This is a genomic window from Tsukamurella pulmonis, assembly GCF_900103175.1.
Lineage (GTDB): Bacteria > Actinomycetota > Actinomycetes > Mycobacteriales > Mycobacteriaceae > Tsukamurella > Tsukamurella pulmonis.
The window spans coordinates 1,187,429-1,213,875 of the sequence record NZ_FNLF01000002.1; the positions used below are offsets into that span (position 1 = coordinate 1,187,429).

Annotated in this window: 28 protein-coding genes and 1 pseudogene; 23 read left to right on the forward strand and 6 right to left on the reverse strand. The window is 72.7% G+C overall.

The genetic code is table 11. The annotated features are described in order from the left end of the window. Window positions 1-27 precede the first annotated feature (27 nt). Both BLQ62_RS05980 and infA read left to right on the forward strand, forming a co-directional pair. Window positions 28-558: an NUDIX hydrolase gene (locus tag BLQ62_RS05980; protein ID WP_231857647.1), complete on the forward strand. Its 531-nt coding sequence runs from the start codon at window positions 28-30 to the stop codon at window positions 556-558. A gap of 106 nt (window positions 559-664) precedes the next feature. Then, window positions 665-886: a translation initiation factor IF-1 gene (gene infA, locus BLQ62_RS05985; protein ID WP_005140011.1), complete on the forward strand. Its 222-nt coding sequence runs from the start codon at window positions 665-667 to the stop codon at window positions 884-886. Window positions 887-1,000: 114 nt separating this feature from the next. Here the strand turns inward: infA and BLQ62_RS05990 are convergent, their stop codons facing one another. After that, the gene (locus BLQ62_RS05990; RefSeq protein ID WP_068566721.1) at window positions 1,001-1,723 is read right to left on the reverse strand and encodes a S1 family peptidase; all 723 of its coding nucleotides are present in this window, start codon (window positions 1,721-1,723) and stop codon (window positions 1,001-1,003) included. Between the two features lie 240 nt (window positions 1,724-1,963). On the opposite strand from BLQ62_RS05990, the gene rpmJ reads away from it, so the two are divergent. The 6 genes from rpmJ to rplQ all read left to right on the forward strand — a co-directional run bounded on the left by rpmJ (window position 1,964) and on the right by rplQ (window position 5,537). Continuing rightward, window positions 1,964-2,077: a 50S ribosomal protein L36 gene (rpmJ, locus tag BLQ62_RS05995; protein WP_013127970.1), complete on the forward strand. Its 114-nt coding sequence runs from the start codon at window positions 1,964-1,966 to the stop codon at window positions 2,075-2,077. 183 nt (window positions 2,078-2,260) lie between these two features. After that, entirely contained in the window at window positions 2,261-2,632 is a 372-nt protein-coding gene (rpsM, locus tag BLQ62_RS06000; protein ID WP_068522639.1) for a 30S ribosomal protein S13, read from the forward strand. Next, window positions 2,632-3,042 (forward strand): 30S ribosomal protein S11, encoded by a 411-nt coding sequence (gene rpsK / locus BLQ62_RS06005; protein ID WP_068532990.1) that lies wholly within the window; start codon window positions 2,632-2,634, stop codon window positions 3,040-3,042. The genes rpsM and rpsK overlap by 1 nt, the downstream gene beginning before the upstream one ends. A gap of 21 nt (window positions 3,043-3,063) precedes the next feature. Further along, window positions 3,064-3,669 carry a 30S ribosomal protein S4 gene (rpsD, locus tag BLQ62_RS06010; RefSeq protein ID WP_068532986.1) on the forward strand — a complete coding sequence of 202 codons (606 nt, stop codon included), beginning with the start codon at window positions 3,064-3,066 and terminating at the stop codon, window positions 3,667-3,669. An 85-nt stretch (window positions 3,670-3,754) separates the two neighbouring features. Next, window positions 3,755-4,813: a DNA-directed RNA polymerase subunit alpha gene (locus BLQ62_RS06015; protein ID WP_068522636.1), complete on the forward strand. Its 1,059-nt coding sequence runs from the start codon at window positions 3,755-3,757 to the stop codon at window positions 4,811-4,813. A 34-nt stretch (window positions 4,814-4,847) separates the two neighbouring features. Continuing rightward, a complete protein-coding gene (gene rplQ, locus BLQ62_RS06020) occupies window positions 4,848-5,537 on the forward strand; it encodes a 50S ribosomal protein L17, sunset domain variant (protein ID WP_068566719.1) in 690 nt (229 codons plus the stop codon). Between the two features lie 166 nt (window positions 5,538-5,703). Here rplQ and BLQ62_RS06025 read toward each other — a convergent pair whose 3' ends face one another. Further along, window positions 5,704-6,168, reverse strand: a complete 465-nt coding sequence (locus tag BLQ62_RS06025; RefSeq protein WP_068566717.1) for an SRPBCC domain-containing protein — start codon at window positions 6,166-6,168, stop codon at window positions 5,704-5,706. Between the two features lie 97 nt (window positions 6,169-6,265). Then, a complete protein-coding gene (locus BLQ62_RS06030) occupies window positions 6,266-7,450 on the reverse strand; it encodes an FAD-dependent monooxygenase (protein WP_068566715.1) in 1,185 nt (394 codons plus the stop codon). Window positions 7,451-7,546: 96 nt separating this feature from the next. On the opposite strand from BLQ62_RS06030, the gene BLQ62_RS06035 reads away from it, so the two are divergent. The 13 genes from BLQ62_RS06035 to BLQ62_RS06095 all read left to right on the forward strand — a co-directional run bounded on the left by BLQ62_RS06035 (window position 7,547) and on the right by BLQ62_RS06095 (window position 16,360). Then, window positions 7,547-8,431 carry a winged helix-turn-helix domain-containing protein gene (locus tag BLQ62_RS06035; protein WP_068566713.1) on the forward strand — a complete coding sequence of 295 codons (885 nt, stop codon included), beginning with the start codon at window positions 7,547-7,549 and terminating at the stop codon, window positions 8,429-8,431. 14 nt (window positions 8,432-8,445) lie between these two features. Continuing rightward, entirely contained in the window at window positions 8,446-9,267 is an 822-nt protein-coding gene (truA, locus tag BLQ62_RS06040) for a tRNA pseudouridine(38-40) synthase TruA (protein ID WP_068566711.1), read from the forward strand. 68 nt (window positions 9,268-9,335) lie between these two features. Continuing rightward, a complete protein-coding gene (locus tag BLQ62_RS06045) occupies window positions 9,336-9,980 on the forward strand; it encodes a DedA family protein (protein ID WP_068532972.1) in 645 nt (214 codons plus the stop codon). A gap of 9 nt (window positions 9,981-9,989) precedes the next feature. Then, entirely contained in the window at window positions 9,990-11,195 is a 1,206-nt protein-coding gene (locus BLQ62_RS06050; protein ID WP_068532969.1) for a type VII secretion-associated protein, read from the forward strand. Between the two features lie 20 nt (window positions 11,196-11,215). Then, window positions 11,216-11,512, forward strand: a complete 297-nt coding sequence (locus BLQ62_RS06055; protein ID WP_068566709.1) for a hypothetical protein — start codon at window positions 11,216-11,218, stop codon at window positions 11,510-11,512. Continuing rightward, window positions 11,512-11,814 (forward strand): YbaB/EbfC family nucleoid-associated protein, encoded by a 303-nt coding sequence (locus BLQ62_RS06060; protein WP_068532964.1) that lies wholly within the window; start codon window positions 11,512-11,514, stop codon window positions 11,812-11,814. The genes BLQ62_RS06055 and BLQ62_RS06060 overlap by 1 nt, the downstream gene beginning before the upstream one ends. Before the next feature lie 117 nt (window positions 11,815-11,931). Beyond that, window positions 11,932-12,231 carry a hypothetical protein gene (locus tag BLQ62_RS06065; protein ID WP_414929916.1) on the forward strand — a complete coding sequence of 100 codons (300 nt, stop codon included), beginning with the start codon at window positions 11,932-11,934 and terminating at the stop codon, window positions 12,229-12,231. Window positions 12,232-12,233: 2 nt separating this feature from the next. Continuing rightward, complete coding sequence (locus BLQ62_RS23745) at window positions 12,234-13,607, forward strand: hypothetical protein (protein ID WP_068566707.1); 1,374 nt, start codon at window positions 12,234-12,236, stop codon at window positions 13,605-13,607. 71 nt (window positions 13,608-13,678) lie between these two features. Beyond that, on the forward strand, window positions 13,679-13,990 hold the full coding sequence (locus tag BLQ62_RS06075; RefSeq protein ID WP_068532956.1) for a PE domain-containing protein: 312 nt from the start codon (window positions 13,679-13,681) through the stop codon (window positions 13,988-13,990). A gap of 2 nt (window positions 13,991-13,992) precedes the next feature. Next, window positions 13,993-14,943 (forward strand): PPE domain-containing protein, encoded by a 951-nt coding sequence (locus BLQ62_RS06080; RefSeq protein WP_068566705.1) that lies wholly within the window; start codon window positions 13,993-13,995, stop codon window positions 14,941-14,943. Continuing rightward, window positions 14,940-15,665, forward strand: a complete 726-nt coding sequence (locus tag BLQ62_RS06085) for an ESX secretion-associated protein EspG (protein WP_068566704.1) — start codon at window positions 14,940-14,942, stop codon at window positions 15,663-15,665. Before BLQ62_RS06080 ends, BLQ62_RS06085 begins: the two co-directional genes overlap by 4 nt. Before the next feature lie 69 nt (window positions 15,666-15,734). Then, a complete protein-coding gene (locus BLQ62_RS06090) occupies window positions 15,735-16,034 on the forward strand; it encodes a WXG100 family type VII secretion target (protein WP_068532948.1) in 300 nt (99 codons plus the stop codon). Between the two features lie 32 nt (window positions 16,035-16,066). Further along, on the forward strand, window positions 16,067-16,360 hold the full coding sequence (locus tag BLQ62_RS06095) for a WXG100 family type VII secretion target (RefSeq protein WP_082756630.1): 294 nt from the start codon (window positions 16,067-16,069) through the stop codon (window positions 16,358-16,360). 81 nt (window positions 16,361-16,441) lie between these two features. Here BLQ62_RS06095 and BLQ62_RS06100 read toward each other — a convergent pair whose 3' ends face one another. Then, window positions 16,442-17,893, reverse strand: coding sequence for a type VII secretion protein EccE (locus BLQ62_RS06100; protein ID WP_115391390.1), 1,452 nt, complete (start codon window positions 17,891-17,893; stop codon window positions 16,442-16,444). Between the two features lie 131 nt (window positions 17,894-18,024). Between BLQ62_RS06100 and eccB the strand changes: the two genes are divergently transcribed. Then, the gene (eccB, locus tag BLQ62_RS06105; protein WP_068567370.1) at window positions 18,025-19,443 is read left to right on the forward strand and encodes a type VII secretion protein EccB; all 1,419 of its coding nucleotides are present in this window, start codon (window positions 18,025-18,027) and stop codon (window positions 19,441-19,443) included. 4 nt (window positions 19,444-19,447) lie between these two features. Here the strand turns inward: eccB and mycP are convergent, their stop codons facing one another. Then, window positions 19,448-20,710 carry a type VII secretion-associated serine protease mycosin gene (gene mycP, locus BLQ62_RS06110; protein ID WP_068566699.1) on the reverse strand — a complete coding sequence of 421 codons (1,263 nt, stop codon included), beginning with the start codon at window positions 20,708-20,710 and terminating at the stop codon, window positions 19,448-19,450. Next, window positions 20,710-22,209, reverse strand: coding sequence for a type VII secretion integral membrane protein EccD (gene eccD, locus BLQ62_RS06115; RefSeq protein ID WP_068566697.1), 1,500 nt, complete (start codon window positions 22,207-22,209; stop codon window positions 20,710-20,712). The genes mycP and eccD overlap by 1 nt, the downstream gene beginning before the upstream one ends. 205 nt (window positions 22,210-22,414) lie before the next feature. Between eccD and eccCa the strand changes: the two are divergent. Then, window positions 22,415-26,422: pseudogene (eccCa, locus tag BLQ62_RS06120) on the forward strand (type VII secretion protein EccCa). Window positions 26,423-26,447: the final 25 nt, after the last annotated feature.

The window sequence follows — 26,447 nt, forward strand, 5'->3', positions numbered from 1 at the left end:
TGTGGGATAAAGACGAGGGGAGTGGCAGTGGAGGAGATCGTCGCGCTGTACGACGACGCCGGGCGCCCGTCCGGTGCCGCACCCCGCTCGCGCGTGCGGGCGGAGAACCTGCGGCACGGCACCACCGGCATCCTCGTCTTCGACCCCGCCGGGCGGGTCTACGTGCACCGTCGCACCGCGATCAAGGACGTCTACCCGGGCCTGCGGGACTTCTGCGCGGGCGGGGTGCTGCTCGCGGGGGAGGAGCCCGCCGACGGTGCCGCCCGCGAGGCCTTCGAGGAACTCGGCGTGCACGGCGTCGCCCTGCGTCCCGTCGGGGTGCGCGACTACGCCGACCCGAGCACCCGGTTCGTGTGCTTCCAGTACGTCTGCGTCTACGACGGGGTGGTCGTACACCAGCCGGAGGAGGTGGTGAGCGGCGAGTGGATGGCGCCGGAGGAACTGCTCGCGGCGGTCGCCGCGGACCCCGGCGACTTCGTCCCCGACTCGGTCGAACTCGCGTTGCACCTCGTCAACGGCGGGGGCGGTTCCGGGCAGGATTCGTCGGACGAGTCCTGAGCGCGTAGAATGGGCAGGTAGCGCGGCGTGAGCCGCACGCCCGGGCGTTCAGGCCGGGCACAGGTCGCACACGGCGTCCGCATAAGACAACAGGATCGTGGAGGGTATGGCGAAGAAGGACGGAGCCATCGAGGTGGAGGGCCGCGTCGTCGAGCCGCTCCCCAACGCAATGTTCCGCATCGAGCTGGAGAACGGGCACAAGGTGCTCGCACACATCAGCGGCAAGATGCGGCAGCACTACATTCGTATTCTGCCCGAGGACCGGGTCGTCGTGGAGCTCTCCCCGTACGACCTGACGCGCGGGCGCATCGTCTACCGGTACAAGTGACCGCGTAGCGCGCAGCCGGATACGAGAAAGACCCACCCCGCGGGGTGGGTCTTCTTCGTTTCCGGGGTGCGGCCCGCCCGGGCCCGACGGTGCGCCGGGGCCCGGGCCGGAGCGCTAGACCGCCAGGCGCAGGCCGCCGGCCTGGGCGAAGACGAAGCCGAGGTCGATGAACTCGGACTGGACCGGGGCGGTCTTCGTGACCTGGATGCCGCCGGTGGTCAGGCCCAGCGCGGCACCGTCGGACAGGCGGACCAGCGGGCCGCCGCTGTCGCCGTGATCGCCCTTGAGGTCGGTGAGGATGCGGTGCGGGGCCACGTCGACGACGGTGCCGCACTGCCAGCCGGTGGTGACGCCCTGGCGGCACACGCGGTCGCCGACCACGGCGCGGCCGAGCTTGGTGGGCTTGACCCGGCCGAGCGAGTTGCTCAGCGGGACGCCGGGCTTGAAGGCGACGGTGGCCCAGTCGGGCTCGTTGAGGTCGTTGATCCAGCCGTCCTTGCTCACGTTGGGGTTCGACGACTGCTTGATGGTGCCCACCTCGGCGATGGTGCGTCCGCGGCCGGGGACGGGCACGGCGACCTGCTGGCCGGCCTTGCCGCAGTGTCCCGCGGTCACGCCGACGCGCTCACCGCTGGGGGTCAGCGCCAGCACGCCGAGCGTGCACGCCGAGACGTCGTAGCCCTGCGCCGTCTTCTTCTGCACGACCGCGATCTCGGTGCCGGGGCCGACCACGAGGGTCGGGGCGGCGCCGGCCGGTGCGACGACCAGGGAGGACGTCGCGATGCCGACCGCGGCGGTCGCGGCGACGGTCAGGCGGCGGAGGAGGGACGGACGCATCGCGGATCCTTTGCGATCGGGGGATCAGATCAGGGGAATCATCAGTGGTGAATAGTGCATCACCCCATCGTTCCTGAGGCTAGCATGAGAGACCGTCTGACCACGGATTTGGGGCCGCGGCCGAGGAAGCGTACACTGGATCATCGCGTGCGTGCGCGACTTCGTCGTGCGCGTCGTGGCACCCCTCCGGCTACCGGTGGCGGTGCGGAAAAACACTGAGAACAACTGGATAGGACTGACGTGAAGGTCAACCCCAGCGTCAAGCCGATCTGCGAGAAGTGCAAGGTGATCCGCCGCAACGGTCGGGTCATGGTGATCTGCGACAACCTGCGTCACAAGCAGCGTCAGGGCTAGATCAGTGCGCTTCGAGCGGTTCGCCGCTTGAACACACGATGACCTCTCCGCACCAGCAGGGGCAGACGAGCCCCTGTCAACCCCCGGCTCGGAGGCCGGGGCCCCGGCCGGCGTGAAAGCGCCGGAACCACCGGGGACGGACGGGGAGCAGACCTCCGACTTAGAAGAAGGAAACCGCCAAGAATGGCACGTCTCATGGGTGTCGATCTCCCGCGCGAGAAGCGCATGGAGATCGCACTGACCTACATCTACGGCATCGGCCGTACCCGCGCGACTGAGATTCTCGCCGAGACCGGTGTGAGCCCGGATCTGCGCAGCAAGGACCTCAGCGACGAGGACCTGACCAAGCTCCGTGACTTCATCGAGGGCACGGACTACAAGGTCGAGGGCGACCTGCGCCGTGAGGTGCAGGCCGACATCCGTCGCAAGATCGAGATCCAGTGCTACCAGGGCATCCGCCACCGTCGTGGCCTGCCCGTGCGTGGCCAGCGCACCAAGACCAACGCTCGCACCCGTAAGGGTCCGAAGAAGACCATCGCCGGAAAGAAGAAGTAATGCCTCCGAAGTCGCGCGCCACGGGCGCGAAGAAGGGCGTTTCGCGTCGTCGCGAAAAGAAGAACGTCCCGCACGGCCACGCTCACATCAAGAGCACGTTCAACAACACGATCGTCTCGATCACGGACCCCAACGGCAACGTGATCAGCTGGGCCTCCTCGGGCCACGTCGGCTTCAAGGGCTCGCGCAAGAGCACCCCGTTCGCCGCGCAGCTCGCCGCCGAGAACGCTGCCCGCAAGGCGCAGGAGAACGGCGTCAAGAAGGTCGACGTCTTCGTCAAGGGCCCGGGCTCGGGCCGCGAGACCGCAATCCGCTCGCTGCAGGCCGCAGGCCTCGAGGTGGGCACCATTTCCGACGTGACGCCCCAGCCCCACAACGGCTGCCGTCCGCCCAAGCGGCGTCGGGTCTAGGGAAGGTAGGAGAGAGAAACCATGGCTCGTTATACCGGCCCTGTCACCCGTAAGTCCCGTCGTCTGGGCGTCGACCTCGTCGGCGGCTCCGAGGCGTTCGAGCGTCGTCCTTACCCGCCCGGCCAGCACGGCCGCGCGCGGATCAAGGAGTCCGAGTACCTCCTGCAGCTCAAGGAGAAGCAGAAGGCCCGCTTCATGTACGGCGTGATGGAGAAGCAGTTCTCGCGCTACTACAAGGAGGCCAAGGCCGCCACCGGCAAGACCGGTGACGCCCTGCTGCAGATCCTCGAGACCCGTCTCGACAACGTCGTCTACCGTGCCGGCCTCACGCGCACCCGCCGTCAGGCGCGTCAGCTCGTGACGCACGGTCACTTCACGGTGAACGGCGTCCGCGTGGATGTTCCCTCGTACCGCGTCTCGCAGTACGACATCATCGACGTCCGTCCGAAGTCGCTGGGCACCACGCCGTTCCAGATCGCGCGTGAGACCCTCGGCGAGCGCACCGCCCCGGCATGGCTCCAGGTGGTTCCGTCGACCCTGCGCATCCTCGTGCACCGCGTGCCCGAGCGTGAGCAGATCGTCGTGCCCTTCCAGGAGCAGCTCATCGTCGAGTACTACTCGAAGTAAGTAGTGCACGGTCGCCGGCGGATCCGCCGCCGGCGGCCTTCTACGGGCGTCAAATAGCGGACGCCCAGAGAGAAGGAAATACTCAATGCTCATCTCGCAGCGACCCACTCTCAGCGAAGAGGTCATCTCCGAGGCTCGTTCGAAGTTCATCATCGAGCCGCTGGAGCCGGGCTTCGGCTACACGCTGGGCAACTCGCTCCGCCGCACGCTGCTGTCGTCCATCCCGGGCGCGGCCGTGACCAGCATCCGCATCGACGGCGTGCTGCACGAGTTCACCACGGTCCCCGGCGTGAAGGAGGATGTCACCGACATCATCCTGAACCTCAAGGGCCTGGTCGTCTCGTCGGAGGACGACGAGCCGGTCACCATGTACGTGCGCAAGCAGGGCCCGGGCGCCGTCACCGCGGGCGACATCGTTCCCCCGGCGTCGGTCACCGTGCACAACCCCGATCTGCATATCGCCACCCTGAACGACAAGGGCAAGCTCGAGATCGAGCTCGTCGTCGAGCGGGGCCGCGGCTACGTGCCGGCCGTGCAGAACAAGGCGTCGGGCGCCGAGATCGGCCGTATTCCGGTCGACTCGATCTACTCGCCCGTGCTCAAGGTGACCTACAAGGTGGAGGCCACCCGTGTCGAGCAGCGCACCGACTTCGATCGCCTGATCCTGGACGTCGAGACCAAGAACTCGATGACCGCGCGGGACGCGCTGGCTTCGGCCGGCAAGACCCTGGTCGAGCTGTTCGGCCTGGCGCGCGAGCTCAACGTCGAGGCCGAGGGCATCGAGATCGGGCCGTCGCCGGCCGAGGCCGACCACATCGCGGCGTTCTCGCTGCCGATCGAGGACCTCGACCTGACGGTGCGTTCGTACAACTGCCTCAAGCGCGAGGGTGTGCACACCGTGGGCGAGCTCGTGGCCCGCACCGAGTCCGACCTTCTCGACATCCGCAACTTCGGTCAGAAGTCGATCGACGAGGTCAAGGTCAAGCTGCACGCGCTGGGTCTGGCCCTCAAGGACAGCCCCGCGTCGTTCGATCCGTCGCAGGTCGACGGGTACGACCCGGCCACCGGTACCTGGAGCGACGAGCCGTCGTTCTCGGGCGACGCCGATGGCGATCAGGACTACGCCGAGACCGAGCAGCTCTGAGCTGAAGAGCTCGTAAACACCCACAGGAGAAACAATGCCTAGGCCCACTAAGGGCGCCCGCATGGGCGGCTCGGCCTCGCACCAGAAGCACATTCTGGCGAACCTCGCGACCGCGCTCTTCGAGCACGGCCGCATCGAGACCACCGAGTCCCGCGCCAAGCGCCTGCGTCCCTACGCGGAGAAGCTGATCAGCCATGCCAAGCACGGCAAGCTGGCCAATCGCCGCGAGGTCATGAAGGAGATCCGCAACAAGGACGTCGTGCACGTGCTGTTCGCGGAGATCGCTCCGGCCGTCGCCGACCGTCAGGGCGGCTACACCCGGATCATCAAGACCGAGAACCGGAAGGGCGACAACGCCCCGATGGCGGTCATCGAGATCGTGACCGAGCAGCTCGCCGCCACCGAGGCTTCGCGCGCCACCCGCGTCGCCGCCTCGCAGGCCGCTGCCAAGTCCGCCGCCGTCGAGGCCGCGGAGATCACCGAGGCTCCGGCCGAGGGCTCCGACCTCCCCGCCGGCGCGCACGCGCCGCTCGAGGACGTCAACGAGGCCCCCGAGGGCTTCCCGATCAAGGGCAACGCCGACTCGAAGCTGTACCACCGCCCCGGTACCCGCTTCTTCGAGTCGACGGTCGCCGAGATCTGGTTCGCCGACGAGGCTTCGGCCGAGGCCGCGGGCTACTCGCTGCCGAAGTCGCAGCAGGAGGACGCCTCCGAGTCGGAGTAGTCACCCCCGTACGCAAGCCCGCCACCTGCACTGCAGGTGGCGGGCTTCGTCGTTTCCGGAGCGCGCCGCGGCCGCTCGCCACCGCCGCACTCACCGGCGTCGACCCTTCGGCGATCGGGGGGACTTCTCCTGCATCCACTGCTCTCGACGGCGCAGCGGCACCGCGCTACCCGCGGGCGATCAGTTCGAGCAGCGCGTCGACGGTCGCCCGCACCTTCTCCGCCGACACGCGCGGCAGGGTGAACCGCGCCAGGTAGGCCTCGTCCCTCACGCGCGACCAGTCGCAGGTCACCGCGATCAGCGTGCCGCTGTCCTCAGGGGTGAACTCCCACGACCACTCGACGCCGACGGGCGGCTTCCCGCGCCCGGCGGGCAGCCACGCCAGCCTGGTGTCCGGCTCGAACACGGTGACGTGGTTGTCCACGGAGTACTCCCGCCCGTCCTCCGCGGTCATCTCCATGCCGAAGATCTGGCCGACGCCCGTGATCGTGTCGGGGGTGCCCTCGGACACGCCGCGGAGCATCCCGGAGCCGTCCGTCGCCGCGTGCACCGCGGGCCGGGTGAGGGCCTCGAACAGCACGGCCGGAGGGGCGTCGGCGAACACGGTGACGGTCTGCGCGGTAACGGTCATGGCCCCGACGCTACGCCGCTCACGAGGTCGGGTTCTGCGCATGCGGAGGTGCGCAGGCGCACTCGCGCGGCCGCAGAACGCGACATCGTGAGCCGGCTCAGTAGTCCGGCAGGTCGATCCCATCGGCCTTCGCGAACTGGGCGGCCCAGATCGGCCGCATCGGCCACATCATGGCCGTGCGGTAGGTGAGATCGCCGAGCGCGACGCCGATCCGGCCCATCGGCGCGAACCCCGCGGGGCTCCCGGGAGGCAGTTCCTGCGCCGCCGTCACGAAGGGCCGCATCACCGCGTCGTACCGAGCGAGCGCACGCGGTACGTCGCCGCCCGCCCGGCCCAGTTCCCCGGCGAGCACGTACGCGCCCACGAGCGCGAGCGTGGTGCCGAGACCGGTGAGCGGGGTGGGGCAGTAGCCGGCGTCGCCGACGAGCGCGACGCGGCCGCGGGTCCACCCGTCCAGCTTCACCTGCGCGAGGTCCTGGTACGCCCAGTCATCGGCGGTGCGCATGGCGCGCAGCAACTGCGGCGCGACCCAGTCGATGTCGGCGAACTCCCGCTCGAACAGCGCGAACTGCTCGTCCCGGCGCAGCCGGTGGGCGTCGGTGCCGCGGATCGCGAGGCCGGCCTTCACCGTTCCGCCGGTGCGAGACGGGCGCACCGAGACGACGCGCCCACGCCGTGCGGTGTGCATGAGGTACCACCCGCGCGGGTCCTCGTCGATGGCGGCGGTGAACCACGCGTACCGCAGGCCGATGGGCTCGAGCACGGCGGCGTCGGGGCCGAACGCGGCGCGACGCACCGCGGAGCCGAGGCCGTCGGCGCCGATCACCAGGTCGAACTCGCGGGGCGCCGCGGTCTCGAAGGTCACGCGCGCGACGTCGCCGTCCTGCTCGATCGCGGTCACGGTGTCGTCCCACAGGTACTCGACGTCGGTGGGGACCGCGTCGACGAGCACCTCCGCGAGGTCGCCGCGGAGGATCTCGTGGGTGGAGACCACGCCGTTGCCGCCGAAGGCCTCGACGGGCATCGACGCGCCGCGTCGCCCGCGGCCGTCGACCTTGACGATGCCGCGCTGGTCGAGCAGCCGCGCGGTGCTGGCGGGCCCGAGGCCGAGCCGGTCGATCACGGTGCGGCCGGCGCCGCGCAGGTCGACGGTCTGGCCGCCCGCCCGCAGCGACGGTGCGCGTTCGACGATCGTCACGCGGTGGCCCTGACGGGCGAGGAGGAGGGTGGCGGCGGGACCGGCGATGGAGGCGCCGCTGATGAGGACTCGGAGCTGATTCATAGGGCGAACGTACGCCGTATCGATCGCATCACGCTACAGTGTTGCCGTGGATATTCGCAGGAAGTGCACTAGTGCACCCGGTGCTGCGGGGAACCGGTGACCCGCGCCGAGGAGGTCGCGGCGGTGCTCCGCGAGCGCATCGCGTCCGGCCGGCTGCGGCCCGGGGACCGGGCACCGTCGACCCGGGCGATCATGCGCGATCACGGCGTGGCGATGGCGACGGCCTCGAAGGTCCTGACCCTGCTCCAGGCCGACGGGCTCGTCGACTCCGCCCCGGGCCGGGGGAGCGTCGTGCTCGCGCCGGACCGCCCGCGCGCTCCCGCGCTGACCCCCGCCGACGTGATCGCCGCGGCCGTCGCCATCGCGGACGCCGAGTCGCTGCAGGCGGTCTCGATGCGCCGGCTCGCGGCGGCCCTGGGGATCCCCACGATGGCCGTGTACCGATACGTCCCGAGCAGCGACGAGCTGCAGTCGGCGATGCTGGACCGCGTGCTGGCGGACCTGCCCATCCCGCCCCGCACGACGGACTGGCGTGCCGACGTCGAGGCGCTGCTCCGCGCCCTGTGGGAGACCATGAAGGCGCACCCGTGGCTCGCCGCGGCCATGTCGATGACCCGGCCGGCGGTGCTGCCCGGCGCGATGCCGATGTCGGAGCACCTCCTCGCCGCGCTGCGCGCCGCCGGGCTCGCGCAGCGCGAGGCCTTCACCGAGTACCTGTGCCTGCTCAACCTGGTGCGCGGCCTGGGCGCGACGATCGAGCCCGAGCTGGCCGACCGCGCGGCGACGGGCGTCACCGAGGACGAATGGATCGATACCCAGCTGGACGAGCTGCGCGCCGCGGCGCCGGCCAACCGCTTCCCGGTGATGGCGGAGATGCTGCACACGAGCTACCCGTACGACGCCGACGTGCTCCTCGATACCGCGCTCACGCGCTACCTGGACGGCCTGGCGGCGGGCCTCGCGCCGGCCCCGCACCGGTAGAGTCTGACGGCGACATGACTCGCTACCGCCTCGACATCGCCTACGACGGCACCGACTTCAGCGGCTGGGCCCGCCAGCCCGAGCGGCGCACGGTGTGCGGCGTGCTGGAGGAGAACATCTCCACGGTGCTGCGGACCGAGGTGCAGCTCACCGTCGCCGGCCGCACCGACGCGGGGGTGCACGCCACGGGCCAGGTCGCGCACCTGGACACCGATGCCGCGCTGCCCGACGGCCTGGTGCGCCGGCTCGCGCGGATGCTCCCGCAGGACGTGCGCGTCACGGCGATCGCCGAGGCGCCGCCCGAGTTCGACGCCCGCTTCTCGGCGCTGCGCCGCCACTACGAGTATCGGCTGACCGACGCTCCGTTCGGCGCGAACCCGCTGCGCGCCCGCGACACCGCGCCGTGGCGCCGGCCCGTCGATCTCGACCGGATGCAGGAGGCGAGCGACCGCCTGCTGGGCCTGCACGACTTCGCCGCCTTCTGCCGCCGCCGCGAGGGCGCCACGACGGTCCGCGAGCTGCAGCACTTCGCCTGGCGCCGCGACGACGACGGGGTGTTCACCGCGGAGGTCTCCGCCGACGCCTTCTGCTGGTCGATGGTGCGCTCCCTCGTCGGGGCGGTCGCCGCGGTCGGGGAGGGGCGACGGTCCGCCGACTGGGTCGCCGGGCTGCTCGACGAGCGCGAGCGCTCCAGCGCAATCAACGTGGCCGCCGCGTGCGGGCTGACGCTGGTGCGCGTCGACTACCCCGCCGACGACGAACTGGCCGAGCGCAACCTGATCACCCGCGAGAAGCGCGAGGTCGACGGCCCGTCCGGCGGCTGCTGCGGCGACTGACGGAGCTTGGGGCGCCGTTCGCCCGGAGTTCACGACCGCGACGCACACCGCGTGGATACTCGGCTGATGTGAACCCCTTCGACGTCACCGGCTTCCTCGGCTCCGCCGGCCTGATCGGCCTGGTGCTGCTGATCTTCATCGAGACCGGGCTGCTGGTGGGGTTCATCTTCCCGGGCGATTCGATCCTGTTCACCGCCGGCATCTTCGCGGCGCAGCCCACGCCGTTCGCGCAGCTGTGGCAGTTGTTGCTGTTCCTGCCGATCGCGGCGATCATCGGCGACCAGTGCGGCTACGCCCTCGGCCGGTACGCGGGCCCGAAGGTGATGCGCGGCAGGATCATGAACTTCATCGGGCAGGGTCCGGTGGACAAGACCTACGCCTTCTTCGACAAGTACGGTCCGTTCACCGTGCTCTTCGCGCGGTTCATCGGCATCGTCCGCACGCTGGTTCCGGTGCTCGCGGGCTTCTCGAAGATGGACCACCGCAAGTTCACCCTGTTCTCGGTGCTCGGCTCGATCCTGTGGTGCGACGGCATCGTGCTGCTCGGCTACTTCCTCGGCGGCATCCCGCTGCTGCGCGACCACCTCGAGGTGCTGTTCATCGGCTCCGCGCTGACGATCATCATCCCCATCGCCATCACCGTGATCACCCGCCGCCGCGCCCGGCGTCGCGAATCCGCCGAAGCCACGACGGTGGAGCCCGCAACGCGCTAATCTCCCCGCATGATCGGGTTGGGGGACCCGGAGCGCATCGTCATCGATTGCGCGGGGGATCAGTGGTACGTACGCGGACCTGACGGTGCCGTGCGGCACGTGCCTGCGCCGGAGGACGCGGACGAGTTCGCCGCGCCCGCGCTCGCCACGCGGCGGTGGGCGCAGTGGCTGGCCGACGCGGCGAGCGGCTGCGCCCCGTCGCGCACCTGGACGGTACTGGCGCCCAGCGTTTTCGGCGCCCCGCGGCGCAGCCTGATCGCCGCCGCAGCTGGATCGCTCGGCGTCGCCGCCGACGTGCTCCCGCGCGCCGAAGCACTGGTCCGCACCGGCGGCGTGCTCTACTGCCGTCGCGCGCTCGTGCTCGAATGCCGCGGCCCGGTGACGCAGGCCCACGTCCTGTCCTTCGCCGACGGTGCCTGGACGCCGATCGCCGCGGCCTCCCACCCGGACCCGCTCCGCGCGGCGCGGCAGGTGTTCGACGGTGAGATCGATCAGGCCCTCGTCGACGGTCCGCCCGAGGTCTATCGCGCCGTCCGCGCCGCACTCGCGACGGTCGGGCTGTGGCGGGTGGTGCGGATCGCGCCGGAGGACGTCCTCGCCGTCGAGGTCCCCGTCGCTCGCCCGCAGGACGACGCGCCGGCGCGCGAGGTGCCGGAGCACGCGCCCGCACGCTCCGTCCGTCGGCACTGGCCGCTCGTCGCCGCCGGGGCCGGCACCGTCGGGGTGGTGGCCGCGAGCGCCGTGGCCTGCCTGCCCGGCGCGTCGCCGCCCGCCCCGCCGGAGCGCCCCGCGCCACCGTCGGAGAGCTTCGTGCGCGTGGCGTTCGACGGGGCCTCCGTGGATCTGCCGCAGGGGTGGACGGTCACCGAACCCGGTCCCGATCGGCGGCTCGCCGAGGCGGGCGACGGCCGCCGGGTGACGGTGGTCCGGACACGGCTGCGCGCACCGTCGGACACGGCGGCGGTCGCTGCCGATCTCGAGGCGGCCCTCGCGCGACGATCCGATCGCCGGATCAGTGATCTCGATCCGAGCACCCTCGTGGGCGGCCGCGAGGTGATCGGCTACCGCGAGCGCATCGACGCGGAGCGGTTCGTGGACTGGTACGTCGTGGTCGCGGGGGCGGCGCAACTGAGCGTCGGCTGCGAGGCGGGGCGTTCGGCGGCGCCGCTGGCCGGTGCGTGCGAGCGCGCCGTCGGCTCGGTACGGGAGGAATGAACGATGATGGGGGAGAAGAGATGACGATCGCGACATCCACCAACGGCGGGGTGCGCGTGCGCGCCAACGATCAGGGCACGCCCCTGCACATCGCCATCGAGCGGACGGAGCTGCGGCGCGAGCCGCAGGACCTGGCCGATGCCGTCGTGCGCTTGTGCCGGGAGGCCGCCACGACCGCCGGGCTGCGCCGCCGGGCGGAGCTCGAGCGCGCCGGCGTCGGACCGGACGTGCTGCGCGCCATGCGATTGCCGGAGCCCACGGAGGCGGCCGCGCCCGCGGACGACGACGTCGTCGGTACCTGGCTGCGGAGGGTCTGATGAGCGAGGAGATGGATCGCATCGAGGCCCGCGCCCACGACCAGCTGCGCATCCTGCAACGCACCAGCGCCGAGCTCGACGGCCTGCGCGTTGCGGTGTCGAGCCCGGACGGCGCGATCCGCGTCGAGCTCGACGGGGTGTGCGCCCTCGTCGGACTCACGCTCACTCCGGCGGCCTGCCGGACCGACGGTGCCGTCCTCGGCAAGCGCATCGTCGACGTGTGCGCCGTCGCGGCCAGGGAGGTGCAGGTCCGGAGGGGCGCCGTGATGGAGCGCTTCCACACGGATTTCGCGGCGGGCTGACCGCCGGAGAGTGTTCCGCTCGAAAGACTTCGGGATCCGATTCCCGAGCTGGTGCGTCCAATTGATGAGGGCCTCTCGCACCGGGCCCGTCGTAGACGATGGGGGAGAGCAATGTTCATGGCGGTCAATTCGGCGATCGCGGCCTTCGGGGCCGCCAACGCCGGCATCGGGGCGGCGGTCGCGACGGCGGGTTCGGTGGACGCGGCGGCCAACGTCGCCGCGCTGAACCCGGCGCTCGGCCTGATCGGTCAGGACTTCCTCGCCGCGTTCACGGCGGCGCAGGCGGTCCACGTGGAGTCCGTCGCCGAACTGGCGGTGCTCTACGGCGGGATCGCCGCCTCGTCGGCGGCCACCGTCGCGGCGTACGGCGCCACGGAGGCGACCAACGTCGCTGGGCTGAGTTCCGTGGGGATCTGATCGTGGCCGATCCCGTCGCGGCTCCGGTCGCGCCCGACACCGCACTCGATCCGGAGATCCGAGCCATGCTCGATCGGCCGGTGAACGAAGTGCTCGCGGCACTCGGGCTCCCACCGGTGCCCACCGCGCCGCAGACCCCGCCGCAGCAGGAGCTCCCTCCGGCGCCGAAGGGGGTGCCGGAAGCGCCGCAGGTTCCCGGGTTCGACGTGGCAGGACTGGTCAAGCCGATGACCGATCTGCTCTCGACGTTCGGGTCCGGCACCTTCGAGGGGCTCGATCCGTCGGCGGCCCTGGAAGGCGCGTCGAAGGCGCTCGAGCAGGGCGTCTCCGCGGGGATGCAGGCGATCAGCCAGCTCTCCTCGGTATGGCAGGGCCCCGCGGCCACGGCCGCCACCGGCAAGGGCGTCGAGGCCGCCACCGGCACGGGCCTGGCGGCCGAGCAGGGAGCGGAGCTCTCGACCGCGGTCGGCGAGGCCGCGGCGGTGGTCGGAACCGGCGAGGCCGAGTTGCAGGCGATCATCGACTCGTTCATGGCGGTGATCTCCGCGCTGGGACCGTCGCTCTGGCTGCCGCCGGGGCAGGCTGCCGCGGTCGCCGCCGCCCAGGAGCATCTGGCGCACGCCACGGAAGTGGTGACGCGCACGAAGGCGCAGCTGTCGGCCCTGAGCGGGCAGGTCGGTGCGGCCGGTCGCAAGGTGCCGGTCGCCTCGCCGCCCACGACCGCGGCGAGCACCGCGGCGCAGGCCGCGGCATCGATCATCCCGGGCGTGGTCTCGGCCGCGACCGGCGCCGTCACGGGTGCAGTGAAACTGGCCACGGACACCGTCTCGGGCGCCGTGAAGACCGCGGTCGGGGTCGCCACGTCGGCCGGGGAGGCCCTCAGCGGCCTCGCCGAGTCCGCGGGCGAGTCCGAGGACGGTACCGGGGCGGAATCGACGTCGGCGGAGGATCTTCCGGCGGCGACGCCGGTGTCCGGCCTCGGTGGCGGCGGTGCCGGCGGCGTCGGAGGGGGTGCGGGCGGCGTGGGCGGCGTCGGTGCGGGAGTGGGGGCCGCGGCGACTGCGCTCGCGCAGCCGCAGTCCGCCGCTCCCGCATCCCGGGCGCCGGTGGTCGAGGGCGGAGCGCGCACGGTGCCCGCCTCGTCGGACGTGGTCTCGCGCGGTGGCATGGCGGCCCCGATGATGCCGATGGGCGCTGCGGGGGCGGCGGGTGCCCGCGCCTCGGGCGGAGGCGATCATGCGGTCCCCGACTACTTGGTGACCAGCGACAACGGCGAGCGGGTGGTCGGCGATCTGCCGCTGGTCGGCCCGCAGGTGGTCGGCGACGCGCTGCCGGTCGATCAGTACGACGAGCCCGATGTGGAACTTCGTCTGTGAGAAGCGGAACCGTACCGGCCGCCGGTGCGTCTAATGGATAGAGACAAGAACTTCGGGGGGAGTGGACGAACGTGACCGGTACCAAGCTGAGCATGGATCCGCAGGAGGCGCGCGAGATCGCGCAGGGCATCGAGCGGATCGTGGAGGACCTGCGCGGCGCGCAGAAGCGGTTCGAGGCGCACGCCGCGCCCGCGGCCACCGGGCTGGACGAGGTCTCGCAGACGGTGGCGCGCACCACGCAACGCATGGGGGAGGCGCAGTTCCGCGCGGCGGAGACCGCGGTGGCCGATCTGCGCAGGCTGGGCGAGGCCGTCTCCGGCCACGTCACCGCCGTGGAGCGCGGGGACTCGGAGCTCGCTGCGACCCTGGGCCTGGCGGTCTGATCGTGCTCCGCGATCCGGGGTTCACCGGCGTCGACTGGTCCGCTCGCAGCACCGAGAAGCTCGCGGGTGATCTGCTGGGTGGGGCGGGGGCACAGCCGCTGACCACCGCGGCGCAGGAGACCGCGCGGCTCGCCTCGGCCTACGGCGCCGCGGCGGTACAGCTCGATCGCCTCGTCGTCCGGCTCGACGGCGCGGTGGACCTGGGGCGGAAGGAGTCCGACGCCCGCCGCACCGGCACGCTGCCCGAGTACGCGCGCTGGCTGGCCCGGCACGCGGCGGATCTCGCGGAGTACGCGGCGAAGCTCGCCGGTCAGTCCGCCGCGTACGAGACGGCGGCCCGCGCGATGCCCTCCGTCAGCGAGGCCACCAGGATGCGGACGGACCGCGAGAACGCGCAGGCCGCTGCCGCGGCCGGCGGCCCGGATCCGGCGCTCGCCGCGCTGGTCGGCGCCGCAGCCGATTCCGAGCGGGCCGAGCAGCAGGCACACGGCACGGCGGCCGCGATCATGGTGGGCTTCGAGCGCGCGGCCGAGCCCCTGCGCGTCCCGTGGGAGTTCGCGGCACCCCCGGCGCTGCCGGGCTCGAAGAACAAGCCCGCGAAGGACAAGGGCGCGGGAGGTGGCTCCGGTGCTGGGCGTGGAGGCGGCGGAATCGGTGTTCCCGCAGCGCCGTTGTCCGCCTTCCCCGCGGGTGCGCTGACGCGCGACCAGCCGGGCGGCGGGCGAACGGCGCCGGCGTCGGCGACGTCGTCGTCGTCCGGCGGCCGCGGCTTCCCGATGATGCCCGCGGGGATGCTCGGTGCGGCCGGCGCCGGTGCCGCGACGAAGCACGCCGTTCAGCCCACGGGGGCGGTCCCGGCGGAGGGCTTCGACGACGAGCCGGACGCCTTCGTGGTGCACGCCGCGCCGGCGGTGCTCGGTGCGGCCGGTGAGAGCCTGACGGAGGAACTGTGATCGCGCACTCGGTCGCGGAGCTCAGCTCCCGGTTCGGCACGGAGGTGCCGGCGGTGCTCTGGACGCCGCCGGATCCGCGCCGCACTGCGGAGCCCGTCACCGGCCTGCCGCCGGGCGATACCGACCTCGAGCTCGACGAGATCACCGCGCTGGGAGTGCTGGCGGCGCCCCAGGTCCGGATCGAGGCCCGCGCCACCGGTGCGCTCGACAGCCGGCTCTGCCTCGCGCGCTCCGGTCACCTGACGGCGCGCGTCGTCCGCGCGGCGGGTACCGCCACCGTCGACCTGCCGCACTGCGACGGCACGGCCGATCGATTGGCCGCGCTCGTCACGCCGGTGCTCGGGCCCTCCTCGCCGGCGGAACCCGCAGTCGCGGCCTCCTTTCCCGCGGAGCGCGGGCGCGAGGCGCTGCGGGCGGGCGATGCGGGCGAGATCGCCGCGGCGCTGCGGGCCATCGGTACGGACTCGGACGCCGCCCGGCTGATCGGCCGCGTCTTCGCGCGCTCCCAGCGGAGCGTCGAGTTCACCGTGCACGTGGGCGATCAGCGGTGCGATGCGGTGGTGGCCGTGATCGATTCGCCCAGCGGGCGGGTCGTGGTACGGACGGCGACCGAACCGGGTGCGGGGGCGTGGATCTCCGTGGCGGAGGGGAGCGCGCATCGCATCGGCAGGGCGCTGCGGCGCGCCTGCGAAGAACTTCCGGGGGGCGGCTGGACGCCGTGACCGGGGACGGCGCGCACCATCCGGTGCGAGTCGAGACGTGCCGGCACGTCCGGCGGGAGGAGTGGTGACATGGCAGGGACTAGGGCCGAACTCGCGGCGATGAAGACCGGTGCGGACACGCTGGACGACCTGGGGGCGCAGATGAAGACGACCCTGAGCCAGCTGCGCGGTGACGTCGAGGCGACGCAGGGGGTGTGGGCCGGTGCGGCCCAGGTCGCCTTCCTCGGCGTCATGGCGCGCTGGGACGAGAGCGCCGCGAAGGTCAACACCGCGCTGGTGGACATCAGCACCATGCTCGCGGGCAACACCGCCAGCTACGGCTCGCAGGAGGAGCAGAACACCTCCGACATCCAGGCACTGAGCCTGTAGGCCGAATTCGAAAGACACAGGGGGACCACAGCATGAGTGACATGATCCGCTACGACTACGCCACCATCCGCGGCGCGCTGGACGACATCGCGCAGCGCACCGGCGTGCTGATGCAGCAGGCCGACGCGATCCGCACCGAACAGAACAAGTTCGCCGGTGCGTGGGAGGACGAGGAGTCCGCGACCGCCTACCAGGCGGTGCAGACCCGGTGGAACACCAGCTTCGAGGACATCAACGACCTGCTGACGCGGGTGAAGGCCGCGGCCGAGAACGCGGTGGTGTCGATGCAGCAGACCAATTCCAAGGCCGCACAGGGCTGGGCGTAGGCGCACGGCGCACCGACGAAGGGGCCCGACAGCCGCCAAGGCTGTCGGGCCCCTTCGTCGTCGCGGAGGCGAGGGGCGGCGTCAGGCCACGAGCCGCAGCGTGGCCGCTGCGCCGTCGGTGCGCACGGTGAGCATCCCCGGCATCGGCTGGCTGAGAACCACATCCGCCTCGGTCACGGGGGAGATCCCGGCCTGCTCGACCCGCCACACCGTGCCCGCGGGCTCCACGGATCCGGGCGGCAGACCAGCGGCGGTGCCGTCCAGGACCGTCACGGTGTAGTCGGCCGGCTGCAGGCCGGCGTGCTCCTGCGGGTAGCGCCATCCGGAGATCCACAGGTGGCGTGGCGAACCGGCCCACGAGACGAGCGGCTGCCACATCGCGGGCCGCCCGGTCACGATCAGGACCCGCGCCCCGGTCGCGACGGCGCGCTCGACCAGCTGCCGGGCCGGATCGTCGGCGACAGCGGCCCACACGGTGCGTACACCGCGGCCGTGCAGGCGGGCGGCGACCGGACCGCCGGTGGCGTCGGAGCCGAGGATCTGACCGCAGCCGGCCAGCGGCACGTGCAGTCCTGCGAGCGCGTCCTCGGGGCCGGTGGCCTCGCGATCGCCGCGCCGCGCCGCGGTCTCGGCGCCGTCGGTGGAGCGCCAGGCACCCAGCCGGATGCCGCCGGTCCCGTCGGGCCGGAGGGAGATTCCGGCGCGGCCCGGTGTGTCGCCGGCGAAGAGCGCACCGACGTCTCCGCGGGCCAGTGCCTCGGGATCGCAGGGCAGCGCGCCCGCGGGCGCGGCCGGATCGACGGCGGCGACCTCGGCCGGGCCCAGGGGGAGCGCCGCGATCCCGTGTGCGCGGAGCGCATCGACGGTGCGCTGCGCGGCGATCGCCGCCACGCGCAACTCGCTCGCCGGCCCTCCGCCCCGGCGTGCGCACGCGGCCGCGCAGTCGGCGGGATCGATCGTGACCGAGACGATCACGTCGGTCGCGGACCAGCGCTGCAGCGGCCCGAGCAACTGCTGGTAGCGCAGGCGGGGCGCCTGCGGCTCACCCGGGACCCGTCCGCCCGCGAGGAGCACGTCGATGCGGGCCGCCGGCGTGTCCGCGTGCCGCAGTAGCGAGGAGAGCAGGCCGAGCGGGACCGACGGGTCCTCCCGGCGTGCCATCGCGACCAGGAGGGGCGTCGACGGGGTCAGCCGCACGAAGGCGGTCAATCTTCCGTCGGCGCGCCGGACCCCGATGTCCCCGCCACCGGGGGAGGGCGCCGCCGCGATGCGTGATCGCGCGGACGCGCGGACGCGCAGCCGATCGGCGACGAACTCCGCCCCCGAGGTACCGCGCACCCGCAGTAGTGCACCCGCTCCGACGCTGAGGGCCGCGGTGGCGGCGGCCCAGTGCGGCCCGCCGAGCGCGGCGGTGCCGAGTCCGGCGGCGGCCGCGGCGGATTCGGCGAGCAGGACCGCGCCGGTCCCCGGCCATGCGGCGCGGTGCCACCGGCCCGGCGCGACGAGCCCTGACGATCGAGTGGCCTGTTCCATGTGCATCCCCCTGTGAAGGCCGTCGTCTCCCCCGAAACGCGCTGCCGTGAGCCGAAAATACCGTAGTCTCGGCGTCACGACGACCGCTTCGGGGGAAGCGGTCGGAACGCACCTTGGGGGAGGGCGTCTTCATGCGCAAGCAATTGACCACGCGCGCACAGGTCAGCGGGTACCGGTTCATCCTGCGGCGCATGGATCACGCGCTGCTCCGTCGGGATCCGCGGATGATCTCGGACCCGATGGCGTCGCAGTCGCGTTCGCTGATCGTCGGTCTGGTCCTGGCGCTGGTGATCACCGGCGCCTGCGGTGTGCTCGCTCTGCTGCGCCCCCAGGGCGCCGTCGGCGATGCGAAGATCGTGCTCGCCAAGGAGTCCGGCGCCCTGTACGTCCGGTCGGACGACGTGCTGCACCCCGTCACGGGACTCGCCTCGGCGCGCCTGGTGGTCGGTGAGGCCGCACAGCCCACGGCCGTCAAGGACAAGCGGCTCAGTGACTTCCGGCGCGGCCCGGAGGTGGGGATCATCGGCGCACCGGCGCAGATCCTCGGTCCCGTGCGGGCCTGGACGGAGGGAGCCGCGCCGTGGTTGCTCTGCGACCGGACCAAGCCGGCACCGTCGGACAAGCCCACGGCGCGGGACGCGCTCGACACGATGGTCTCGTCGGTCGACGCGGGGACCGCCGACGACGGTGCGGTGCTCGCCCGCCGCGGTGACGATCACTACCTGCTGTTCCGTGGAGTGCGGGCCGCGGTGGATCCGAAGGATCCGGCGGTGCGCAGGATCACCGGGATCGACGGCGCCACCGCCCGTCCGATCAGTGCGCATCTGCTCAACGCCTTCGAGCCCACCGACCCGATCGCGGTGCCGCAGATCCCGGGACGCGGCCAGCCGTCGGCGGCGGTCGCCGGATCCCGGATCGGCGACGTGGTCCGCGTCGCGGACGCCGATCGCGATCGCCTGTACGTCGTCCTCGGCGACGGCGTCCAGCCGGTCGGCGAGTGGGCGGCCGACCTGATCCGGGCCGGTGACGCGGAGGGAACGCCGATCGGCACCGCATCCGCCGCGACCATCGCGGCCGCCACGACCCGTCGCAGCGTGCCCGTGACGGGACTGCCCGACCGCCGGCCCGTGCTCCGCGCTGTTCGCGATGCTCCGGTGCTCTGCGCCGCCGCCTCCACCGACGGTGCGGGCGGGGGCACAGTGGAGCTCCGTACGTTCCGCACCGCACCGGGTCCCGCCGCACCCGTGACCCTCGCCGGCGCCGACGGCTCGGGCGACGCCCTCGACGCCGCTGCCATCCCGTCCGGCTCGGGCGAGTACGTCGTGGCCGCGGAGCCCGGCGGTGAGCGCCGGGACGGCCTGTTCTACGTCTCCGATTCGGGTGTGCGGTACGGCATCCCCGACGCGGAGACGGCGCAGATCCTCGGACTGATGCACAAGGCGCGCCCCGTGGCCTGGTCGGTGCTGGCGGCGATCCCCGCCGGGCCGGACCTGACGCGGAGCGCCGCGTCGATCACGCGCGACGGGACGCCGATCACCGTCGCGAGCTGACGGATCAGCGGCGGCGGGTGAGCGCCGCCGCGATCGCCGCCACGAGCAACAGGGCGAGTCCGCCCAGCGCGACGGTGCGCGGCCGCGTGTCGGGCGCGGGCTCGGCGGCGACGTCGAGCCGGCCGGGCGCGGGCGGCTCGTCCGGCAGCGTCGCGGAGACGGCGGCCACCGGATCGACGATGCCCGCCCCGCCGGTTCCCGCGGAGCGACGGGCGGTCATCAGGATCCGGTTACGCACCTGTGCGGCGCTCAGCTGCGGGAACCGGGCGCGCACCAGGGCCGCGACTCCGGCGACGTACGGTGCCGCGAAACTGGTTCCGGCGAGCGGGGTCGTCCCGGACCGGGTCACCTGGGCGTTGACGAGTCCGCCGCCGCGCGGCTCGATCGTCGTCACGTCCGTCCCCGGGGCGGCGAGGGATACCCAGGGGCCCGCCAGCGAGAACTGCGCGGCCCGGCCGTCGGGCTCCGTCGCCCCCACGGCGAGGACGTGATCGGCGAAGCGCGCGGGTGAGGCGATCGTGGCAGGCACCGCCGGATTGGTGTTCTGTTCGGCGCAGGCGCTACTGGAGTCGACGTTCCCGGCAGCGGCCACCACCACGACGTTGCGGTCGGCCGCATAACGCACCGCACGGCCGAGGGCGTCGTCGCCGAGGGCGGACGCGGAACCGGCGCACGCGACCTCCGAGATGTTGATGACGGTGGCGCCCAGATCGACGGCGCGGACCACCGCGTAGGCCATGGTGGTCACGTTGCCGTGGCTGTTGACGCCCCGCTGCTGCGGTTCGAAGGCGGCGCTCGCCTGGCGGATCGCGATGATCGACGCGGCCGGCGCGACGCCCGCGAAGGCGTCGCCCGGGGCGGGCCGTCCGGCGATGATCCCGGCGACCGCCGTGCCGTGGGCGTCGCAGTCGTCGCGGCCGTCGCCGGAGGAGACGTAGTCGCCTCCGGCGATCACCTCGCCCAGACGGGGATGCGGGGTGACGCCGGTGTCGATCACGGCGACCCGTTGTCCCTCGCCGCGGGTGAACCGCCAGGCCTGGTCGAAACGTAACGAGCGCGCAGCGTGATCCGCACGGGTGTAGTCGGTTCCGGGCTGGGTGCGCAGTGCATTGCACTGGCTGCGCTGCACGGTCGGGGCGAGCGGGGCGACGGGGCCGCGTGGCGCACCCTCGGGCGGTGGGTCCGCGGAGGCGGGCCCACCGGAGACGACGGGGACCCCGAGTACGAGGACGGCGGCGGCCGTCGCGGCCCGGATCCGCCCCGCCATCAGAGGTTCCGGACGGTCGAGTAGACGTCCCACACCCAGCCCAGCAGCGGTCCGGCGGCCGCGATGGTCAGGTATTCGCCGAGCTCGGCGACGCGCCGCTGCACCGGGCTGAAGACGATCCGGGGCGCGACGGTGCCGCACGCGAGAGCGAGCCCGGCGATGACGGCGAGTCCGGCCAGGCCGACCACCGGCCACGATCCGTAACCCCAGGCCAGACTGGTCGCGGTGCCGATCGCGATGACGGCGCCGCCGAGGATCGTCGCCCCGGCCTGCACCGGCTCCGCATGGGTACGGCCCCGCAGGCAGAAGGCAACGGCCATGACCAGGGCGAACGCCAGGTGGTGACCGGGCAGGGCACGCTCGGCCGCGCCCACCGCGAGGGTGGCGACCGTGCCTGCCGCGGCGCCGGCGGTGATGCCGGTGCAGATGAGCTGCGCGAGATCCGAACGCGGTGGCAGGTCCCGCTCGGGCTGCTCCTCGTCGAGTCCGGCGGCCACGGCGCCCACGCCGGCCACCGTGGGCGGCGGATCGTCGTCGATCGGGTCGATCCGCTCGCCGGCCGCGGGTACGTGCGGCAGCGGCAACCTCGCTGCGACGGCGGCGATCCGGGCGGCGAAGACCAGCACCAGGTAGGCCACGATCGCGACGGTGGCCGCCAGCGCAGCCCGTCGCCCGGGCAGCCAGAGCGCGGCGAACAGCGCCGGCGCGGCGATCGCGGCGGCGGTGAGCATCGCGGTGTGCACCATGGTGCCGCGGCCGGTGAACCGCAGCTCCACCAGCGCGGCCACAGCGGCGGCCGCGACGGCGAGCAGCGCGTGCGCGGCGCCGTACCGACCGTCGGCGCCGAGCGGAACGACCAGGGCGCCGGTGACACCGGCGAGCACGGTCGCGCACACGGCCAGAACTGTGGGGACCGGCCCGGCGGCCGGTGCACGGCGCGCCGAGAGCACGGCGCCGGTCAGCAGGGCGAGTGCGGCGGCGCCGCACCACAACTGCGCGAAGACGTGGTCCACCGCGGGGCGCGCACCGTCGGCGCTGCGCGGGGCCAACCCGAGGCGGAGTGAGACGGCCCCGGTCGCGACGGTGGCCAGCCCGAGGACGACCAGGCCGACGATCGACGCCGCGCGCTCGTTCCAGCGGCGCCCCACCACGAGATCCGCCGCGGTGCGGTCGAAGACGTCGTCGAAGATCGGCGGTGGCGGCGGCGCGTCGGCGACGAACAGGACCAGGAGGGCACCGTCGGTGATGCCGGCGTCCGCCGGGGTCTGGGGCCCGGGCAGCGGTTCGCCGCCGACCGGGGCGAGCCGCCACGGACGCGACCACGCCGACTCGGCGGAACCGCCGATGCGGTCACCGAAGAGCCGTACCAGCTCCGGGATCAGCACCTCGGTCGGAGTGAGCAGCGGCAGGGACACGTCCACCTGCGATCCGCCGCACAACACCGAGACGCGGCTCAGCCGCGCCACCTCGGCGGTCGTCTCCTCCATCATGTCGGTCATAGTGCCCCCTCGCACGGCCTCGCTCGCGCCCGCGAACAAGGGCCCGTTACCTATTGGACGCGCCAGGGGCGCGATCGGTTCCCTTCTGCGCGAACTTCGTCGAACCGCTTCCGTCCGCAGCGCGGATCGTGCACAGTGGTGCCACGACGGCGCGTGGGGGCGCGCCGCATTCCGGGGGAGGCCGAGGGTGGCTGAGACGACCGACGTGGTTTTCGAGCCGGTCACTGAGGGATTCGCGCGCAAGCAGCGGCTCGCACCGCCGCGCACGCCCGGCGGGGAGGTGGCACTGCAGGCACCGCCGGAGATCCCGCGCGCGGTGCCGGGCGGGCTGCTCGCCAAGCTGTTGCCGGTGGTCATGGTGGTCGCGGTGATCGGCATGATCGCGCTGATGTTCACGTCGGGCAGCGCCATGATGCAGAGCCCCTTCATGATGATGTTCCCGCTCATGATGCTCATGTCGATGTTCGGCATGTACGGGATAAACCGGCAGGGCAACGGCGCCTCTGCGGCCGAGCTCAACGAGGACCGCAAGGACTACCTGCGGTACCTGGGGCAGATCCGGGGCCAGGTGGACCGCACCCGCACGGAGCAGCGGGCGGCACTGGACTGGATCCACCCGGACCCGGCGGCCCTGCCCGGATGCGTCGGCAGCCGGCGGATGTGGGAGCGCCGCCCCGCCGATCCCGACTTCCTGCACGTGCGCGTCGGCGTCGGCAGTCAGCGGCTGGCCACCCGGCTCGTGCCGCCGGAGACGGGTCCGCTCGAGGACCTGGAGCCGGTGTCGACGGTGGCGCTGCGCCGGTTCGTCCGGCACGGCGCCTCGGTCCCCGGCCTGCCGGTCGCTGTGGCGCTGCGCGGTTTTCCCGCTGTGGGGCTCAGCGGACCGCGCGCGGAGGTCTTCGACACGGCCCGTTCGATGCTGGTGGCCCTCGCGACGCTGCACGGCCCCGACCACGTGCGGATCGTCGCAGCCACTCCCGACGTCGACTCCGCGGAATGGGGCTGGCTCAAGTGGCTGCCGCACGTCGCGCACCCCGCCGAGTGCGACGGGCTGGGCCCCGTGCGGTCGGTCTACGGATCGGCCGCGGAGCTCGAGGACGCGATCGCCGCCGAACTCGCCGAGCGCGGGGCCTTCACCCGTGCTGCGCCGGTCGACCCGTCCCGTCCGCACTACGTGATCCTGCTCGACCGCGGGATCGCGGTCACGCCCGGCGGCGTGCTCGACGCGGCGGTGGGCATCGACGGGGTGACGGTGCTCGATCTCTCACCCGAGCCGGACTCGCTCGCCGCGCGCAGCGGCCTGCATCTGGTGATCGACGAGACGCGTCGACTCGGTGCGCGCAGCGCCGCCGGCGTGGAGTACTTCGCCCAGCCGGATGCGGTGACCGCGGGTGCCGCACAGGTCACGGCCCGGCGCATCGGCCGCTACCGCCCGGCATCGATGGCGGAGCTCCTCGATTTCGACGGTGACGCGGGGCCGTCGGACCCCGGCCTGCCCGCGTTGATCGGGATCACGGACCCTGCCGCCATCACCCCCGAGTCGGTGTGACGCGAGCGCACCGCCCGTGAGCGGCTGCGAGTGCCGATCGGCGTGGGCCCGCGCGGCGAGCCCGTGGAGATCGATCTCAAGGAGGCCGCCGAGAACGGCATGGGCCCGCACGGCCTGTGCATCGGCGCCACCGGCTCCGGCAAGAGCGAGTTCCTGCGCACGCTGGTGCTGTCCATGGTGGCCACGCACCCACCGGAGGCGCTGAACCTGGTGCTCGTCGACTTCAAGGGCGGCGCCACCTTCCTCGGGCTGGAGAGCCTGAACCACGTCGCCGCGGTCATCACGAACCTCGAAGAGGAGATCGCGATGGTCGACCGCATGCGGGATGCGCTCGCCGGTGAGATGAACCGCCGTCAGGAGGTGCTGCGCCGGGCCGGCAACTTCGCCAACGTCGGGGAGTACGAGAAGGCCCGCCGCGCCGGGGCGCAGCTGGATCCGATGCCCGCGCTCGTGGTCATCGTCGACGAGTTCTCCGAGCTGCTCTCGCAGAAGCCGGATTTCGCGGAGCTGTTCGTCGCGATCGGCCGGCTGGGCCGGTCGCTGCACATCCACCTGCTGCTGGCATCGCAGCGGCTCGAGGAGGGCAAGCTCCGCGGACTCGATTCGCATCTGTCGTATCGGATCGGCCTGAAGACCTTCTCCGCGAGCGAATCCCGTGCCGTCCTGGGCGTGCCGGACGCGTACCACCTGCCGTCCACTCCGGGCGCGGGATACCTCAAGTTCGACGCCGATCCGCCGCGCCGGTTCCACGCCAGTTACGTCTCGGGCGAGTACGAGCCGCCCGTCGCCACAGCGGCGACGGTCCGCCGGGGCGCGGTCGGCAGCGCCGCCGTCCGGGAGTACCTCAACGCGCCTGCCCCGATCGAGCGCCGCTCGTCGGGGCTCCCCGCGGGCCTGATGCGTATCCCGGCACAGCCGGGCGATCCCGTGCCGGAGGGCGGGGCGGCACCGCCGACAGGGCCGACGCACGGCGCGAAGTCGTTGTTGCAGACGATGGTCGACCGGCTGGCCGGTCACGGACTGCCCGCGCACGAGGTGTGGCTCCCGCCGCTCGACGAGTCCGCGCTCGTCGGGGACCTCGCGAAGCACCTGCGGCGCAACGACTCCACCCCGCTGCGGGTCGCGATCGGCGTCGTCGACCGTCCCTACGACCAGCGGCGGGACCTGCTGGTGGTGGACCTCAACGGCGCGCAGGGCAACGTCGCGGTCGTCGGCGGACCGCAGTCGGGCAAGTCGACGGCACTACGAACCCTGATCGTCTCGTCGGCGCTGACGCACACGCCGCGCCAGGTCCAGTTCTACGTCCTCGATTTCGGCGGCGGTTCGCTCGCCGGCCTGGCCGGGGTGCCGCACGTCGGGTCCGTGGCCGGGCGTCTCGATCCGGACCGGGTGCGGCGCACCGTCGCCGAGGTCACCGGCGTGATCCGGCGGCGCGAGGCCGCGTTCCGCGAGCACGGGGTGGCGTCGATGGCGCAGTACCGCGCGCATCCGGCGGCGGCCGCGGATCCCTTCGGCGACGTCTTCCTCGTCATCGACGGCTGGCAGGTGCTGCGCTCCGAGTTCGAGACACTGGAGCCTCAGGTGAACGCGCTGGCCGCGCAGGGCCTCTCGTACGGTGTGCACCTCGTGATCGCCGCGTCCCGGTGGGGCGAGGTGCGACCCGCGGTGAAGGACCAGCTGGGCACCAGGATCGAGCTGCGGCTGGGTGATCCGATGGACTCCGAGATGGGACGTCGCGTGGCCGGGTCGGTCCCCGTCGGCAGGCCGGGCCGCGGTATCACCTCCGAGCAGCTGCACATGCTCATCGCGCTGCCGTGCAGCACGTCGGCGGTGGAGCTGCCCGAGGCGCAGGAGGCCGTCGTCGCGGAGCTCGCGGACAAGCACGAGGACGGGGCGCCCGAGGTGCGGATGCTTCCGGACCTCGTGCTGCGCGACCGGATCCCGGCGCGCCGGGACGCGCCGCCCACGCACGCGATCTTCGGCGTGGGGGAGTCGGAGCTGGCCGCTGCGACACTGCAGTTCGAGTCGCAGCCCTTCTTCCTGGTGCTCGGCGACAGCGAGTGCGGCAAGACCGAGACGCTGCGGACGATCATGGCGGGCCTCGTCGCGGGCGGCAGTCCGCAGCAGACGAAGATCATTCTCGTCGACTACCGGCGCACCCTGCTGGGCGCGGTCGAAGGCGATCACCTCGCCGGGTACGCGTCCTCGTCGGATGCGTTGACGCCCATGGTCACGCAGCTCGTCCAGGTACTGCGCGATCGCTGCCCGGGTGCGGACGTGACGGCGCAGCAGCTCAAGGACCGCTCGTGGTGGACCGGGCCCGACATCTACCTGATCGTCGACGACTACGACCTGGTCGCGAGCGCCACGGGGAATCCGCTCGCACCGCTGTTGGAGCTGTTGCCGCAGGCCCGCGACATCGGCCTCAAGGTCGTCATCGCGCGTCGCAGCGGCGGCCTCGCCCGCGGCCTGTACGAGAGCTTCCTGGCCCGCATCCGCGATCTCGCGGCCGACGGCCTGGTGATGAGCGGCTCCCGCGAGGAGGGAACCGTCCTCGGTGCCGTGAAGATGTCGCCGCAGCCGCCCGGACGCGGCACCTGGGTCTCGCGGGCGCGCGGCGTCGAGCTGGTGCAGGTCGCGATGGTCGCTGAACCGGAGCGGTGACGGCGGGCGGGCGCACGGAGTCCCG

Bases quoted from the DNA above. Each gene is read 5' to 3' on its own strand.
- infA (WP_005140011.1), top strand. From the start codon at position 665: ATGGCGAAGAAGGACGGAGCCATCGAGGTGGAGGGCCGCGTCGTCGAG.
- BLQ62_RS05990 (WP_068566721.1), bottom strand. From the start codon at position 1,723: ATGCGTCCGTCCCTCCTCCGCCGCCTGACCGTCGCCGCGACCGCCGCG.
- rpsM (WP_068522639.1), top strand. From the start codon at position 2,261: ATGGCACGTCTCATGGGTGTCGATCTCCCGCGCGAGAAGCGCATGGAG.
- rpsK (WP_068532990.1), top strand. From the start codon at position 2,632: ATGCCTCCGAAGTCGCGCGCCACGGGCGCGAAGAAGGGCGTTTCGCGT.
- rpsD (WP_068532986.1), top strand. From the start codon at position 3,064: ATGGCTCGTTATACCGGCCCTGTCACCCGTAAGTCCCGTCGTCTGGGC.
- BLQ62_RS06015 (WP_068522636.1), top strand. From the start codon at position 3,755: ATGCTCATCTCGCAGCGACCCACTCTCAGCGAAGAGGTCATCTCCGAG.
- rplQ (WP_068566719.1), top strand. From the start codon at position 4,848: ATGCCTAGGCCCACTAAGGGCGCCCGCATGGGCGGCTCGGCCTCGCAC.
- BLQ62_RS06025 (WP_068566717.1), bottom strand. From the start codon at position 6,168: ATGACCGTTACCGCGCAGACCGTCACCGTGTTCGCCGACGCCCCTCCG.
- BLQ62_RS06030 (WP_068566715.1), bottom strand. From the start codon at position 7,450: ATGAATCAGCTCCGAGTCCTCATCAGCGGCGCCTCCATCGCCGGTCCC.
- truA (WP_068566711.1), top strand. From the start codon at position 8,446: ATGACTCGCTACCGCCTCGACATCGCCTACGACGGCACCGACTTCAGC.
- BLQ62_RS06050 (WP_068532969.1), top strand. From the start codon at position 9,990: ATGATCGGGTTGGGGGACCCGGAGCGCATCGTCATCGATTGCGCGGGG.
- BLQ62_RS06055 (WP_068566709.1), top strand. From the start codon at position 11,216: ATGACGATCGCGACATCCACCAACGGCGGGGTGCGCGTGCGCGCCAAC.
- BLQ62_RS06060 (WP_068532964.1), top strand. From the start codon at position 11,512: ATGAGCGAGGAGATGGATCGCATCGAGGCCCGCGCCCACGACCAGCTG.
- BLQ62_RS06065 (WP_414929916.1), top strand. From the start codon at position 11,932: ATGGCGGTCAATTCGGCGATCGCGGCCTTCGGGGCCGCCAACGCCGGC.
- BLQ62_RS06090 (WP_068532948.1), top strand. From the start codon at position 15,735: ATGGCAGGGACTAGGGCCGAACTCGCGGCGATGAAGACCGGTGCGGAC.
- BLQ62_RS06095 (WP_082756630.1), top strand. From the start codon at position 16,067: ATGAGTGACATGATCCGCTACGACTACGCCACCATCCGCGGCGCGCTG.
- BLQ62_RS06100 (WP_115391390.1), bottom strand. From the start codon at position 17,893: ATGGAACAGGCCACTCGATCGTCAGGGCTCGTCGCGCCGGGCCGGTGG.
- eccB (WP_068567370.1), top strand. From the start codon at position 18,025: ATGCGCAAGCAATTGACCACGCGCGCACAGGTCAGCGGGTACCGGTTC.
- mycP (WP_068566699.1), bottom strand. From the start codon at position 20,710: ATGGCGGGGCGGATCCGGGCCGCGACGGCCGCCGCCGTCCTCGTACTC.
- eccD (WP_068566697.1), bottom strand. From the start codon at position 22,209: ATGACCGACATGATGGAGGAGACGACCGCCGAGGTGGCGCGGCTGAGC.